The organism is Aeromonas sp. 9A, assembly GCF_963900955.1.
Taxonomy (GTDB): Bacteria; Pseudomonadota; Gammaproteobacteria; order Enterobacterales; family Aeromonadaceae; genus Aeromonas; species Aeromonas salmonicida.
Genome location: NZ_CAWRFG010000001.1, coordinates 2,101,304 through 2,114,836, shown reverse-complemented (window position 1 = coordinate 2,114,836; position 13,533 = coordinate 2,101,304). Strand labels below are relative to the sequence as shown.

The window sequence follows — 13,533 nt, the reverse complement described above, 5'->3', positions numbered from 1 at the left end:
GTGCTCCTCAGGAGATTAAAGGGACTGGATAGAACCCTTGGGCAGTACGGCAGAGACGAAATCACGCTTGATGGTGACCTGGGTCTGATCGTTCAGGGACAGCACAATGTATTCGCTATCGGCGGACACTTTGGCGATCTTGCCAACCAGGCCACCTGAGGTGAGCACTTCGTCACCCTTGGCCAGGGAGCTCATCAGGTTGCGATGATCCTTGGCACGCTTGGCCTGGGGACGGTAGATCATGAAGTAGAAGATAAGGCCAAACACGGCCAGCATGATGATCATTTCCATGCCACCACCCTGTGCACCCGGAACTGCGCCTTCTGCATACGCCTTGGAGATAATGCTCATTTAACAACCTCTCATTTGATGTAGATTTGATAACTAACTTATATATCGTTGTTATTTCACGTCATTTTCAGCTAACGGAGGCACGGGCTTCCCTTGCCGACGGTAAAACTCAGTTACAAAGTCGTCTAATTTACCCTGCTCGATCGCGTCCCGCAAACCCTGCATCACTCGCTGGTAATAACGCAGGTTGTGAATGGTGTTCAGACGGGCGCCAAGGATCTCGTTGCACTTGTCCAGATGGTACAAATAGCTGCGGGTGTAGTTCTTGCAGGTGTAGCAATCGCAGTCCGCATCCAGGGTACTGGTGTCGCTGCGATACTTGGCGTTGCGGATCTTGACCACCCCATCCGTGGTGAACAGATGGCCGTTGCGGGCATTGCGGGTCGGCATCACGCAGTCGAACATGTCGACCCCGCGACGTACGCCTTCCACCAGATCTTCCGGTTTGCCCACGCCCATCAGGTAGCGCGGCTTGTCAGCCGGAATTTTCGGGCAGACGTGCTCGAGGATGCGGTGCATGTCTTCCTTGGGCTCACCCACCGCCAGACCGCCAACCGCATAACCGTCGAAGCCGATCTCCAGCAGGCCGTTGAGGGACACATCCCGCAACTCTTCATACACGGAACCCTGAATGATACCGAACAGGGCGTTCTTGTTGCCCAGCTCATCAAACTTGTCGCGGGAACGCTTGCCCCAGCGCAGGGACATCTCCATCGACTTGCGCGCTTCTTCGTAAGTGGCCGGATACGGGGTGCACTCGTCGAAGATCATCACGATGTCTGAGCCCAGATCGTACTGGATCTCCATGGATTTCTCGGGGTCCAGGAAGATCTTCTCACCGTTGATGGGGTGACGGAAGTGCACGCCCGCCTCGGTGATCTTGCGAATGTGCCCCAGGCTGAACACCTGGAAACCACCCGAGTCGGTCAGGATCGGGCCCTGCCAGTTCATGAAGTCGTGCAGATCGCCGTGGGCGCGCATCACTTCCTGCCCCGGCCGCAGCCAGAGGTGGAAGGTGTTGCCAAGCAGGATCTCGGCGCCGGTCTCGCGTACTTCTTCCGGGGTCATCCCCTTGACGGTGCCATAGGTACCGACCGGCATGAAGGCGGGAGTCTGCACAGTGCCACGTTCGAAGACCAGTTGACCGCGACGGGCACGGCCGTCAGTGGTTTTCAGTTCAAATTTCATTGCTACCTCGTTGCGTCAGAGAAACAGTCTGACAATAGAGAGCCCGAAGGCCCGGTATAAAGGGCGAGGCTTATGCCACTGCCCGGCGACGGGTGACGAACATGGCGTCCCCGTAGCTGAAGAAACGGTACTGCTCGGCCACAGCCGCCTGATAGGCCGCCATCACGTGATCGTACCCGGCGAAGGCGCTGACCAGCATGATCAGGGTCGACTCCGGCAGATGGAAGTTGGTGACCATGGCATCGACTACCTGAAACTGGTAGCCGGGGAAGATGAAGATGTCGGTGTCGCTGAAAAAGGGCGCCAGCGGCTTGCCCTGGGCCAGACTTGCCTTGGCTGCGCTCTCCAGGGAGCGTACCGAGGTGGTCCCCACCGCAATCACCCGGCCACCACGGGCGCGGGTTGCGTTGATCGCATCCACCACCTCCTGCGGCACTTCGGCGTATTCGGAGTGCATGTGGTGATCTTCAATCTTGTCCACCCGCACCGGCTGGAAGGTCCCCGCCCCTACATGCAGGGTGACGAAGGCCGTTTCAACCCCTTTGGCGCGGATCTTTGCCAGCAGCGGCTCATCGAAGTGCAGGCCGGCGGTCGGCGCCGCCACGGCGCCCGGTTTCTGATTGTAAACGGTCTGGTAGCGCTCCTTGTCGGCGTCCTCATCGGGACGGTCGATATAGGGGGGCAACGGCATATGGCCTATGGCTTCCAGAATCTCCAGCACGGGGCGCGGGTCGAGGAAATGGATCTCGAACAGGGCATCGTGGCGGGCACGCATCTCGGCATCGACCTTTTCACCATCGGGGCCGCCATCCAGGATGAGGCGGGTGCCCGGCTTGGGCGCCTTGGAGGCCCGCACATGTGCCAGCACGCTGTGCTCGTCCAAGATGCGCTCCACCAGCACCTCCAGCTTGCCACCGCTGGCCTTCTGGCCAAACATGCGCGCCGGAATGACACGGGTGTTGTTGAATACCAGCAGATCGCCGGGGTTGAGCTGGTCCAGCACATCCACAAATTGACCATGGCGCAGGGCGCCGCTTTGACCATCGAGCTGCAACAGGCGGCTGGCGGTACGCTCTGCCATCGGATAGCGGGCAATCAGCTCGTCTGGCAGATCAAAATGAAAATCGGATACTTGCATCTTTCACCTCGGGGGAATCGGCGGCTAGTCTAGTTATCCCCCTCTTCCAAGGCAACCCAAAAGACCAAAAACCCAAGAGAGACAAGGGATAGCGAGCAATATTGCGACATCCATCCTGTTAATGATTCTTTAATGATCTGTATTGACCCTGATCATGTTTTGCCTGCGGGGGCTGGGCTAGGGTGAAAGCAGATACACAAGGAGGCCCACCATGATGACCTTATCCGAGATCATGACAGAACATCCCTTCACTCTGGGTCCGGAAAACAGCGTCAAGCAGGCGATGGATCTGATGCAGCAGGAGCGGATCCGCCATATTCCCATCGTCGACGAACACCATCATCTGCTGGGTCTGGTCACTCTCACCGACATCCTGGCCACCCGCGAGTCCAAACTGCTGCTCATCAACCCGGAGCGGGAGGCGGAATTCACCGACAGCGTCCAGCTCGACGAGATCATGACCCGCCAGGTGGCGAGCGTGGATCCCCACGCCGGCATCAAAGAGGCGGCCCTCTACCTGCAGCGCCACAAATATGGCTGCCTGCCGGTGCTCAAGGGGCGCAAGCTGATCGGCATAGTGACAGAGTCGGATTTCATTGCGGTCGCCATCAACTTGCTCGAACTGATGGAGGAACAGGAGCCACCCAGCGACTTCTGATCTAAAAATAATGTAACAAAATTACAATAAAAGCGTTTTCGGCATATTAAATCGGCATTAGAACTGAAATACTTTCATTTTGATTGAAAATTTACACCATAACCTTGCTTTGTGATCTGCATCACACTATTATCTCCCCCATGCAATAGTTGCCGAGGGGGAGACGAGGGATTGTGCACCCGGCCTCTTCCTCTCATATGTCTGCAAGTTTGCACACCCCGTAGTTAGTCTTTGCTGTAAAGCTTTTGTTTATATAGCCATTCCTTGTTTGATGACCCGGCCTTGTCATAGCGACAACGCCGGGATTTTTTTATCTGCACTATCCTGCCCGGCCTTGCCCTTCCTGCTCCCATTGCGTAGCACGCCACTGCACCGTCCTGCCGCCTCACAATACAAATAGCCATTCGGACCTTGAAAAGCCGATGTGCCGCACAGATGTTGAATCTCGACAAGGGGTTACCTCTGTACGCCAGAGATATTCATGTTAGGTACAGTAACGATGGGTTATCTAATAGATAGATTGAAGTGATTCAATTTTGCGGCTTTAATCGATTAAGAAAAGCCCCTATGATGAATCCATCGAACGTTAAACGCCTGGTCCGGACAGACTCTTCAATACCAGACAGGCATATGTACATCACCAAGGAGCTAATACATGTCTACCTATATCAACACTGAAATCAAGCCGTTCAACGCCACCGCCTACCACAATGGCAAGTTCGTTCAGGTGTCTGACGCAGACCTGAAAGGCAAGTGGTCCGTGGTGTTCTTCTACCCGGCTGACTTCACCTTCGTTTGCCCGACCGAGCTGGGTGACCTGGCTGACAACTACGCCGAATTCCAGAAGCTGGGCGTCGAGATCTACTCTGTCTCCACCGACACCCACTTCACTCACAAGGCGTGGCACGACACTTCCGACACCATCCAGAAGATCCAGTATCCGATGATTGGTGACCCGACCGGCGCCATCACCCGCAACTTCGGCGTCATGATCGAAGAAGCTGGCCTGGCTGACCGTGGCACCTTCGTTATCGACCCGCAAGGCATCATCCAGATCGTTGAAATCAACGCTGGTGGCATCGGTCGTGACGCGCTGGAACTGCTGCGCAAGGTCAAAGCCGCTCAGTACGTAGCTTCCCACCCGGGTGAAGTGTGCCCGGCCAAGTGGAAAGAAGGCGACGCCACCCTGGCCCCGTCCCTGGATCTGGTAGGCAAAATCTAAGCCTCCCGCTTCCAAGACCGGCCCATTCAAGGGCCGGTCTGCTTTCTGGCCTCCTCTTGGAGCATCAGGCCAGTCATCGCCGACCCGCAATCATTAAGAAGGAATTCGAAGATGTTGGATACCAACCTCAAACAACAGCTGAACACCTATCTGCAGTACATCGTCAATCCCATCGAGATCAGCGTGTCCGGCAACGACAGTGACAAATCCGCAGAGCTGCTGGCATTGGCCCGCGAGATCAGCGAGATGTCCCCCAAAATTGCCATGACTGATGGCAGCAATGCCCGCAAGCCTTCCATGAGCGTTGCACCACAGGGCCAAGCCCCGCGCGTTCATTTTGCCGGCATCCCCATGGGTCATGAATTTACCTCTCTGGTGCTCGCCTTGCTGCAAAGCGGCGGCCACCCTTCCAAGACAGATCCGGCCGTACTGGAGCAGATCAAGCAGCTGAAGGGCGAGTTTCACTTCGAGACTTATATCTCCCTCTCCTGCCACAACTGCCCGGACGTGGTACAGGCGCTGAACCTGATGGCGACCCTGAATCCCGGTATCACCCACACCATGATCGACGGTGCCCTGTTTCAGGACGAAGTGAACGAGCGCCAGATCATGGCGGTACCGAACGTCTACATGAACGGTCAGCCGTTCAGCCAGGGCCGTATCTCGCTGGAAGAGATCATTGCCAAGCTCGATACCGGCGCTGCAGAACGCAAGGCTGAAGAGCTCAATGAAAAAGCGCCCTACGACGTGCTGGTGGTGGGTGGTGGCCCGGCTGGTGCCGCAGCAGCCATCTATGCCGCCCGTAAAGGCATTCGTACCGCCATCGTCGCAGAGCGGTTTGGTGGTCAGGTGATGGACACGGTCGGGATCGAGAACTTCATCTCTGTGCCCTACACCGAAGGTCCCAAGCTGGCCGCCAGCCTGGAGCAGCACGTCAAGCAGTACGGTGTGGAAGTGATCACCGAGCAACGTGCCGCCGCCATCAGCAAGGACGGCTATGTGAATGTGGAGCTTGCCTCTGGCGCTACTCTGAAGAGCCGCGCCGTGATCCTGGCGACCGGTGCCCGCTGGCGTGACCTGAACGTGCCGGGCGAGCTCGAGTACCGCACCAAGGGCGTGGCCTACTGCCCCCACTGCGACGGTCCCTTCTTCAAGGGCAAGCGGGTGGCAGTGATAGGTGGTGGTAACTCCGGTATCGAAGCAGCCATCGATCTCGCCGGCATCGTCGAGCACGTCACAGTGGTGGAATTTGCCGATACCCTGCGCGCCGACGAAGTGCTGCAGAAAAAAGCCCGCTCCATGGGCAACATCGACATCATCATGAGCGCCCGCACCACCGAAGTGATCGGTGATGGCAGCAAGGTGGTGGGGATGGATTATGAAGATCGCACCACGGGTGAAATCAAGCACCTGGCGGTGGCTGGCATCTTCGTCCAGATCGGACTGGTGCCGAACACCGAGTTCCTCAAGGGGAGCGAGGTGGCACTGACCCGCTTCGGCGAGATCGAGATCGACACCAAGGGCGCCACTTCCCTGCCCGGTGTCTATGCTGCCGGTGACGCCACTACAGTGCCGTTCAAGCAGATCATCATCTCCATGGGAGCCGGTGCAACCGCAGCGCTGGGGGCATTTGATTACCTCATCCGCAATGCGGCGCCGGAAGCGACCGAAGTCTCCACCAAGGCCGATGCCGTGACCGCCTGATAACGCCCTCGAGCCAGTAAAAAGCCGACTCCCTGGAGTCGGCTTTTTTATCCGTGTTATTCACCAAGTGCTAGTTGGCCTTCACATCCTCCGCCTCGGGCGTGGCAAAGGTCGCAGTCACAGCTTCCCCTTCCAGATCCGTTCTCGGCTCCAGCTCCGCTGTCATGGGGGTATTGGGTGGTACCGGCATGAACACCTGATGCTCGGCCAGTGGAATGGGTGCCCGCTGCCGCTTGCGCCAGCCCAGATACGCCGTCAGCAGGGCGCCGCACAGGGCAAAGTAGACAAACAGCCCCTGTGGCCCGAACTGCATTATGACAAAAGGCGCCAGCAATGGTCCTATCATGGCACCCAAACTGTAGGCGAGCAGCAACCCCTGATTGGCCCCCAACACCTGATCCGGGCGCAGCTCATCGCAGGCATGGCTCAGACTCAGGGGGTAAATGGAGAACGCCATCCCCCCCAGCAAGAACACCAGGACGCCGGCGATTGGCTCGCGCCAATCCTCGGGCAACAACACCATCAGCAAAGCAAGCAGGGTCAGCACGGCACTGAGCAGCAGGATCACCAGCCGCCGGTCATAGCGATCAGAGATGCGGCCAATGGGATACTGCAGGCACATGCCCCCCAGGATCACCAGCGCCATCATGTCCGCCACCCGCGAAAGCGAAGCCCCGCTATCGGTAAAATAAAGCGGCAACAGACCGTAGATGGCACCGAGGATGAGGCCTGAGGTGAAACTGCTGCCCATGCCCGCCGGGGTGAGCCGCACCAGCTCGATCACCCCGACCGGTTGGGGCGCTACCATGGCCGGTGTGGCCACCCGGGAGAGCGCAAGCGGCACCACCGACAGGGTGGCCGCCATGGCACACAGGGCAAACGGTGTCAGCACCATGGGATCCACCCACTTGAGCAGCAACTGGCCCATGGCCAGGGATCCGTAGAGCAGGATCATGTAGAGCGACATCAGCCGCCCCCGGTTGGCCGGGGAGCTAGAGACCAGCATCCAGGACTCCAGCACCACGAACAGACCGCCGGTGGCAAAGCCCCCCACCAGCCGCAGCGCCGCCCAGCTGACGGGTTCCACCACCATGCCGTGCAGCAGAAACAGAAAACAGAGCAGAGAGGCGTAGGCCGCATAGGCCCGGATATGACCCACCCGGATAATGAGGCGCGCATTGACGAAAGCGCCCAGCACCAGACCGCCAAAATAGGCGGCCGACACCAGGCCTATGGCTTGCACCGACACCTGCTCGGCCGAGAGGCGCACCGTCAGCAGGGTATTGAACATGCCGTGGCCCAGGATAAAAATCACCAGACTGGCCAAGGGTGACAGCAACCTTGTGAGTGACATTGGGTCTCCCTGTGTGGCTCATTAATGAGCTAAACAGTCATGGTACCGCTTGCTTCCTGCCCACATCAACCCAACCGGCCCTGCAAGGGGCGCGCTATCCTTGATGAGCACCCTCCTTGAGGTAACAAACATGAAAACCAAACTGTTGATGATCGGCCTGCTCTTTGCCGGCAACGCCCTCGCCTTTCACTGCCCTGCAGACATGAAGAGCATCGATGACGCCCTCGCCAAAGGCCCGGCCCTCAGTGCAGAGCAACTGGCCGAGGTGAAAAAGCTGCGCGCCGAAGGGGAAACCCTGCACAAGGCAGGCAAGCATCAGGCATCCGTTGATACCCTGGCCAAAGCCCTGGCCCTGCTTGCACCGGCCAAGTCCTGACGTAGCCCGAGGCTGGGAAGACTCCGGCGTGATGTCATGTCAGACATTCGCCATAAACAACAAGGCCACCCGCTGGGGTGGCCTTGGTTTTATCGGGCTGCTAGATGTGATCTCTCTGTAGGTTGTTCACTCGGGGCATTTCCGGAAAATTGGAGGCGCCAACCAGACCAATCATCCGAGGTACCCGAGTGAACAACTTGGTGGGTTTACACAACTAGCAGTCCGTCAGGTCAACTTGGCTCTCACCACTCAGTTGCCGCGATAGGTTGAGAAGCCGTAAGGGCTGAGCAGCAACGGAATATGGTAATGCGGTACGCTACCATCAGCTTCGAAAATCACCGGCACTTCTGGAAAGAAGGTGGCCGTTGTGTGCTGCTTAAACCAGTCACCGGTCTTAAACGTCACGCGATAAGTGCCTTTCTCCAGCGCTTTACCTGCTGGATACAGTTCAGTAATGCGCCCCTGCTCATTGGTAGAAGCTGTGTTTAGCGTGTTCCAATTCTCACCGCTCTTCTTTTCCAAGGTGACGCTCACCCCGGGTGACGGCAAGCCATCTTGCAGGTTAAGCACATGGACACTCAGCGGATTGGCTGCTGCCAGCGCAACTGTCGAGATGCTGCACAAAGCAGCGCCGGCGATCAGGGTTTTCAGCATGTTCATCATATTCTCCAAGTTATTTAAGGGTAGGTAACACGTGTGAGATTGCTTGCAGCGCACAACCTTCATCGAACTGAGCGCCACCAGCGCCAGCGGCACCGATAGCGCCAATGACCTGATCGCCCACTTTTAGCGGAACACCACCGCCTAGCAGCAATAACTCAGCCACTGTATTGAGGTTTGCCGCGTCAGGATTACTGCGTGCCCGTTCAGCTAACAGGCCGGTGGCCGTTTTCGTTGATAACGCAGTGAACGCTTTACGCTGGGCAGCCAACGTATTGTGCGGTCCGACGTTGTCATCCCGCTGCAGTGCCACCAGATGACCACCACGATCGACCACTGCTGCGACGCCGGTGCGCCCCTCTGCGTGGCAGGCAGCCAACGTCGCTTGCAGCAACTGATTGGCCATCGACAAGGTCACATCTGAGCGTTGTGCAACTAGCGGGGTTTCCGCCCACACCACACTGGAGCTCAGTGCCAACGCCATGGCTGATAAGGCGTACTTTTTTCGGATAAGCATCAATCCTCCCATTGGACGCTCCCTTGAGCGGTTCTTCGCCATAGTGCATAAACATGGCGCTCAGACTGATTGCCTTGAGATGACAAATTTGTAATGGGACGTTCGACGATATAGCTCTAAAGTAGAGGGCTGTGATGGGAGGGGATGATGCGGATATTGATTGTGGAAGATGAGGTGAAAACAGCAGATTACCTGTGCAAAGGGCTGAGCGAATCAGGCTTCTTGGTTGAGGTGGCGTTGAATGGCCTCGATGGCCAACATCTGGTTCAGGAAAGTGAATTTGACCTGATCATCCTTGACGTCATGCTGCCCAAGCTGGACGGTTGGCAGCTATTACAGATCATTCGGCGCAAATGGCAGACGCCGGTACTGTTTTTAACCGCTCGTGATGCTATCGAAGACAGGGTCAAGGGGTTGGAGCTCGGAGCCGATGATTATCTGGTAAAACCCTTCTCTTACGCCGAGTTACTTGCTCGAGTACGGACACTGCTACGGCGCGGCCCACCGCGTGAAGCCGAACGTTATCAGATCGCCGATTTGCATCTGGACCTGCTCACACGCAAGGTCACTCGTAATGGTGAACGCTTAACCCTGACCAACAAGGAGTTTGCGTTACTGCATCTCTTGCTCAGTCGTGAAGGTGAAGTGTTGTCACGAACCTTGATCGCCTCACATGTCTGGCAGATGAATTTTGATAGCGACACCAATGTGGTTGATGTGGCAATTCGTCGCTTGCGGGCCAAGGTTGATGATCCTTACTCAAGCAAGTTGATTCACACCATCCGTGGCATTGGCTACAGGCTGGATGTACAACCATGAGTTGGTGGCCACGCACATTGAGCCTTCGCCTGGCGATGATGTTCGCCTTGGTTAGCGTGTTGCTGCTCGGGGCTGTGGGGTTTTATTTATATCAATCACTGCAACGTGAGCTTGTCTGGCGCGATGATCAAGCATTGCTAGGCCGCCTGGAGCGGATTCAGGCACTGATCCATGACAGTGCCAGTATCGATACCCTACGCACTCGCCCCCAGCTTTACGACAGCATGTTGGGCAATCGGGACAGCCTGCTCTGGATTGTCGATGACCATGACCAATTACAGATCGATATTAATCCGCTTGCCCTGCCACGTCCCACCTTGCCTGCAGCACCAGAACCTAGGCTGTCAGATAGTTCGCAGACCCCATTATTGCGTCTGGCCTGGTTGGATGTGGTCACGGCGCAGCACCGCCTGACCTTGATTACGGGCAAATACCTCGGTGAACGCGAACAGATGCTCAGCGCCTATCGGCTAAAAGTGCTAGCAGCGTTGACCATAGACGCCTTGCTAGCCTTTTTACTCGGCTGGTTGGTCAGCCTGCGCGGCTTGAAACCAGTTCGTCAACTGGCGATGCACGCCGCCGCCATTGATGTACAGCACCTGCATCTGCGCTTGTCTGAGTTTGAAGAGTTGAATGAACTGAGTGCACTCAGTCGCGCCCTGAATCAAATGCTTGCACGCCTGGAACAGGGCTTCACTCAGCTATCACGTTTTTCCGAAGATCTGGCCCACGAGATGCGCACCCCGCTCAGTAATTTGACCGGGCAAACCCAGCAAGCGCTCAGCCGTGACCGCTCAATAGCGGAGTATCAGAATCTGCTGGTATCGAACCAAGAAGAGTACGAACGCTTGGCCCGGATGGTCGACAGCATGTTGTTCTTGGCTCGCACCGAGCAGCCCAACAAAACGCTACGACATGAGACGATGGCACTCCACAGTCTGGTGGAGCAACTGTGTGAATATTTCGAGGGAATGGGGCAAGAGCGAGGGATTACGCTAGCCAACCTAACCCATGGCCAATTAGTGGCCAACCCCGATTTAGCCCGGCGGGCACTGGCCAATCTGATTGCCAATGCCCTGCGTTACGCGGCACCAGACACGCAGATCACTATCAGTTGCGCTCACACTGCAACCTGTCTGACGCTCCGAGTACATAACTTGGGAGAGCCAATAGCTGCAGCGCATCTGCCGTATCTCTTTGAACGCTTCTACCGTTGCGACCCATCACGTAACCAACCAGATGATTCTGGGGGACTTGGCTTGGCAATCGTGAAATCCATTATGCAGTCTCATAAGGGTCATGTTGAGGTCAGCAGCAATGAAGGGGGCACCCTATTTGAGCTCTTCTTTCCATTATCCGGCCATACGACGCAGTAGCCTGATATGAGGGTTGACCTGATGAGATGAGCAATGTGTCCGTGTCAACACGGTCATATAGCGCGTGACAACAAATTGGCTCGTAAAACCATCTGCTTCTCTCGCTTTGTTGAGCTTAACGAAAAAGCCACCGGCTATCTCTAACAGCATCACCTCGACTGATTGGAAAAATCATCCTCATAAACATGTAAGCAAAAAATGCCCTGCTATTGCAGTAATACCGATTAGTTAAGGAACCATTAACCGATCCTCCTGATATGCAAAAATCCGAAACCAGTTGATTTGGTTTCGAATTTTTTACGCGTATCGAACAAGCTCTCGACTTCCTTCACGCCAGCAATGCTGCTCAGCTTGACCCACTCTCGGACCTCATTCCTCCCGAGCTGATTACTGCGCGGCTCCACGAAGAAGGGGGCGTGACTCTGCACCGTCGCCGCACGCCCATGGAGCGGCTGGTCTGGGCCATCATCGGCATGACCATGTTCCCCTGACTCAGCTCGTCAATCAGATCGATATACTGCTGCCGGGCGAGCGTCCCTTCGTCGTCCCCAGTGCCTTTCTGCAAGCCCGCCAGAAGCTCGGGGATAAAAGCATCAAGCGCCTGTTCCACGAGACCGCTGCCTATTGGTATCAACCGTCTTACCACCCGGATTGGGCCGGCCTACAACTGCTGACCGTCGATGGGGTGATGTGGCGTACCCCCGGACACAGCCAAGAACAAGGCGGCCTTCGCCCAACCCAAGACCTGGCAGGGCGAGACGGCTTATCCGCAGGTACACATGCTTTGCCAAATGGCGTTGAGCAGCCACCGGAAGTCAATTCTGCTCTATTGACATATAGAAATATCGGCCCCGCTAACAGGCGAGGCTTATCTGGCAAGACACGGCGGGATTGCGGATCCCCTGCAACAGGCGGCATTCGACTATGCAGCCGATGTTGGGTGGGATCCGGTGATAACTGGATCTGTACAGGCTTAGGAGAATGAGAAGCTGTCGTTTATAAAATAAAACATTTTATCAGACCACTCTTTATATATTGTTTTTTTAGGGTTCCCTGACAATTCCTTTTTGAATTCTGTAGAGTACCTAATCGTGGCAAAGTATGTAATGGAGCGATCGGATGGTGAGTTAACACCACCAATGGTATAAGGTATCCCATCGGGGTGATACTTTAAATCCCACACATGATTTATATCAACAACAAACTCAATTTTTATCAAAAAATGAGTGCTTTCAAATGCAACCCCTTTGTCTAATTTTTTTATCTTTGTTCCTTTTGGCAATTTAATCCACTCAGATATATTGCAATCGCCCAACATCTCATCGCTGATATTTGCCCCTGAATACTGAATTATTTTTTTATGTGATATATATTCATGTTTATTATCAACATTGTTGGAAATGAAAAAACCAGCCGTTCCTCAGATGTTACCCTTAGGCTCACCCTCCCAGTCATGGAAGTCATTTGCCAGAGAACCAATGAAACAAGACCTCATGTATTCAACTAATTTCTTATTAAGGTCCACTCGCGCATCAATATCATCATACTGTACCACCTCTTCAGAAAGAGGGATTTTAGATAAGCTAACAATTAGATTCTTATTTTTTGCAACAAAGAGTGGTACATACTTATCATCGTCATGTTTATAAAAACAGATAAGATTACCCTTGTGATATATATGTGAGTGTATATGTTTGACCTCACTCTCACTACGGAATGGAAAATATACATTCAATAAGAATAGACACATCGCTGCAAACAATGCCGTATAAGAAAAAACCATGTCTTTGTGGTTGATATTCCTTGCTACAAGGTAATAGCCACACCAAACAACTACAACTATCAATGCGGCAAGCGTGAGCCAGAAACCTACATGTACATCTTTCATGTCACCTCATACATCTATTTTATATGGGAAGATACAATTTAATTAAGGCTGTATTCTTGTAGTTATAACAGAATGAACTCCAGGAGTGTTAGTTATAAACATCATATGAAAATAAACTTTTCCCTTAAGCCCACCGAAGCTGGCAAGTAATCCCCTCTGACTGATTTGTTTCACACCATTATTGGCATCTATCAGAATAAAAAGGCCTTGCTGGATGCAAGGCCTGTGTATCTCCTGTTGAGCTGTTCTGTTCCATCTGGCTGAGCACTGCACCCTACTTAA

The 13,533-nt window shown here is 54.8% G+C and carries 14 protein-coding genes and 1 pseudogene; 7 read left to right on the top strand and 8 right to left on the bottom strand.

Annotation, left to right across the window (positions count from 1 at the left end; translation table 11 throughout):
• Nucleotides 1–15 precede the first annotated feature (15 nt).
• The 3 genes from yajC to queA all read right to left on the bottom strand — a co-directional run bounded on the left by yajC (nucleotide 16) and on the right by queA (nucleotide 2,677).
• Nucleotides 16–351 carry a preprotein translocase subunit YajC gene (gene yajC, locus AACX78_RS09970; protein ID WP_021139832.1) on the bottom strand — a complete coding sequence of 112 codons (336 nt, stop codon included), beginning with the start codon at nucleotides 349–351 and terminating at the stop codon, nucleotides 16–18.
• A gap of 51 nt (nucleotides 352–402) precedes the next feature.
• Complete coding sequence (tgt, locus tag AACX78_RS09965) at nucleotides 403–1,539, bottom strand: tRNA guanosine(34) transglycosylase Tgt (protein ID WP_159166092.1); 1,137 nt, start codon at nucleotides 1,537–1,539, stop codon at nucleotides 403–405.
• 70 nt (nucleotides 1,540–1,609) lie between these two features.
• Nucleotides 1,610–2,677 (bottom strand): tRNA preQ1(34) S-adenosylmethionine ribosyltransferase-isomerase QueA, encoded by a 1,068-nt coding sequence (gene queA, locus AACX78_RS09960; RefSeq protein WP_159166091.1) that lies wholly within the window; start codon nucleotides 2,675–2,677, stop codon nucleotides 1,610–1,612.
• Nucleotides 2,678–2,888: 211 nt separating this feature from the next.
• Here queA and AACX78_RS09955 point away from each other — a divergent pair, with 211 nt between their 5' ends.
• The 3 genes from AACX78_RS09955 to ahpF all read left to right on the top strand — a co-directional run bounded on the left by AACX78_RS09955 (nucleotide 2,889) and on the right by ahpF (nucleotide 6,261).
• Nucleotides 2,889–3,335, top strand: a complete 447-nt coding sequence (locus AACX78_RS09955) for a CBS domain-containing protein (RefSeq protein WP_017411391.1) — start codon at nucleotides 2,889–2,891, stop codon at nucleotides 3,333–3,335.
• A 655-nt stretch (nucleotides 3,336–3,990) separates the two neighbouring features.
• Nucleotides 3,991–4,557, top strand: a complete 567-nt coding sequence (ahpC, locus tag AACX78_RS09950; protein WP_005900002.1) for an alkyl hydroperoxide reductase subunit C — start codon at nucleotides 3,991–3,993, stop codon at nucleotides 4,555–4,557.
• Between the two features lie 111 nt (nucleotides 4,558–4,668).
• A complete protein-coding gene (ahpF, locus tag AACX78_RS09945; RefSeq protein WP_159166090.1) occupies nucleotides 4,669–6,261 on the top strand; it encodes an alkyl hydroperoxide reductase subunit F in 1,593 nt (530 codons plus the stop codon).
• A 70-nt stretch (nucleotides 6,262–6,331) separates the two neighbouring features.
• Here ahpF and AACX78_RS09940 read toward each other — a convergent pair whose 3' ends face one another.
• On the bottom strand, nucleotides 6,332–7,615 hold the full coding sequence (locus tag AACX78_RS09940; protein WP_159166089.1) for an MFS transporter: 1,284 nt from the start codon (nucleotides 7,613–7,615) through the stop codon (nucleotides 6,332–6,334).
• Between the two features lie 130 nt (nucleotides 7,616–7,745).
• On the opposite strand from AACX78_RS09940, the gene AACX78_RS09935 reads away from it, so the two are divergent.
• Nucleotides 7,746–7,991 (top strand): hypothetical protein, encoded by a 246-nt coding sequence (locus AACX78_RS09935; RefSeq protein WP_155603342.1) that lies wholly within the window; start codon nucleotides 7,746–7,748, stop codon nucleotides 7,989–7,991.
• Between the two features lie 249 nt (nucleotides 7,992–8,240).
• Here AACX78_RS09935 and uraH read toward each other — a convergent pair whose 3' ends face one another.
• The gene (uraH, locus tag AACX78_RS09930; protein ID WP_339389515.1) at nucleotides 8,241–8,654 is read right to left on the bottom strand and encodes a hydroxyisourate hydrolase; all 414 of its coding nucleotides are present in this window, start codon (nucleotides 8,652–8,654) and stop codon (nucleotides 8,241–8,243) included.
• A gap of 10 nt (nucleotides 8,655–8,664) precedes the next feature.
• Nucleotides 8,665–9,180, bottom strand: a complete 516-nt coding sequence (locus tag AACX78_RS09925) for a GlcG/HbpS family heme-binding protein (protein WP_236556315.1) — start codon at nucleotides 9,178–9,180, stop codon at nucleotides 8,665–8,667.
• Between the two features lie 135 nt (nucleotides 9,181–9,315).
• Here AACX78_RS09925 and AACX78_RS09920 point away from each other — a divergent pair, with 135 nt between their 5' ends.
• The 3 genes and pseudogenes from AACX78_RS09920 to AACX78_RS09910 all read left to right on the top strand — a co-directional run.
• The gene (locus AACX78_RS09920; protein WP_021139824.1) at nucleotides 9,316–9,987 is read left to right on the top strand and encodes a heavy metal response regulator transcription factor; all 672 of its coding nucleotides are present in this window, start codon (nucleotides 9,316–9,318) and stop codon (nucleotides 9,985–9,987) included.
• Nucleotides 9,984–11,363: a heavy metal sensor histidine kinase gene (locus AACX78_RS09915; RefSeq protein ID WP_159166088.1), complete on the top strand. Its 1,380-nt coding sequence runs from the start codon at nucleotides 9,984–9,986 to the stop codon at nucleotides 11,361–11,363. The genes AACX78_RS09920 and AACX78_RS09915 overlap by 4 nt, the downstream gene beginning before the upstream one ends.
• Nucleotides 11,364–11,668: 305 nt before the next feature.
• Nucleotides 11,669–12,172 (top strand): annotated as a pseudogene (locus AACX78_RS09910) (transposase domain-containing protein); the annotation flags it as partial.
• Between the two features lie 164 nt (nucleotides 12,173–12,336).
• Here AACX78_RS09910 and AACX78_RS09905 read toward each other — a convergent pair.
• Together AACX78_RS09905 and AACX78_RS09900 are read right to left on the bottom strand one after the other, a co-directional pair.
• Nucleotides 12,337–12,681, bottom strand: a complete 345-nt coding sequence (locus tag AACX78_RS09905; RefSeq protein ID WP_159166087.1) for a hypothetical protein — start codon at nucleotides 12,679–12,681, stop codon at nucleotides 12,337–12,339.
• Nucleotides 12,682–12,783: 102 nt separating this feature from the next.
• Nucleotides 12,784–13,251, bottom strand: coding sequence for a hypothetical protein (locus AACX78_RS09900; RefSeq protein WP_159166086.1), 468 nt, complete (start codon nucleotides 13,249–13,251; stop codon nucleotides 12,784–12,786).
• Between the last annotated feature and the right edge of the window lie 282 nt (nucleotides 13,252–13,533).

Excerpts from the sequence above, each read along its gene's own strand:
- yajC (WP_021139832.1), bottom strand. The coding sequence starts at position 351 with ATGAGCATTATCTCCAAGGCGTATGCAGAAGGCGCAGTTCCGGGTGCA.
- tgt (WP_159166092.1), bottom strand. The coding sequence starts at position 1,539 with ATGAAATTTGAACTGAAAACCACTGACGGCCGTGCCCGTCGCGGTCAA.
- queA (WP_159166091.1), bottom strand. The coding sequence starts at position 2,677 with ATGCAAGTATCCGATTTTCATTTTGATCTGCCAGACGAGCTGATTGCC.
- AACX78_RS09955 (WP_017411391.1), top strand. The coding sequence starts at position 2,889 with ATGATGACCTTATCCGAGATCATGACAGAACATCCCTTCACTCTGGGT.
- ahpC (WP_005900002.1), top strand. The coding sequence starts at position 3,991 with ATGTCTACCTATATCAACACTGAAATCAAGCCGTTCAACGCCACCGCC.
- ahpF (WP_159166090.1), top strand. The coding sequence starts at position 4,669 with ATGTTGGATACCAACCTCAAACAACAGCTGAACACCTATCTGCAGTAC.
- AACX78_RS09940 (WP_159166089.1), bottom strand. The coding sequence starts at position 7,615 with ATGTCACTCACAAGGTTGCTGTCACCCTTGGCCAGTCTGGTGATTTTT.
- AACX78_RS09935 (WP_155603342.1), top strand. The coding sequence starts at position 7,746 with ATGAAAACCAAACTGTTGATGATCGGCCTGCTCTTTGCCGGCAACGCC.
- uraH (WP_339389515.1), bottom strand. The coding sequence starts at position 8,654 with ATGATGAACATGCTGAAAACCCTGATCGCCGGCGCTGCTTTGTGCAGC.
- AACX78_RS09925 (WP_236556315.1), bottom strand. The coding sequence starts at position 9,180 with ATGGGAGGATTGATGCTTATCCGAAAAAAGTACGCCTTATCAGCCATG.
- AACX78_RS09920 (WP_021139824.1), top strand. The coding sequence starts at position 9,316 with ATGCGGATATTGATTGTGGAAGATGAGGTGAAAACAGCAGATTACCTG.
- AACX78_RS09915 (WP_159166088.1), top strand. The coding sequence starts at position 9,984 with ATGAGTTGGTGGCCACGCACATTGAGCCTTCGCCTGGCGATGATGTTC.
- AACX78_RS09905 (WP_159166087.1), bottom strand. The coding sequence starts at position 12,681 with ATGTTGGGCGATTGCAATATATCTGAGTGGATTAAATTGCCAAAAGGA.
- AACX78_RS09900 (WP_159166086.1), bottom strand. The coding sequence starts at position 13,251 with ATGAAAGATGTACATGTAGGTTTCTGGCTCACGCTTGCCGCATTGATA.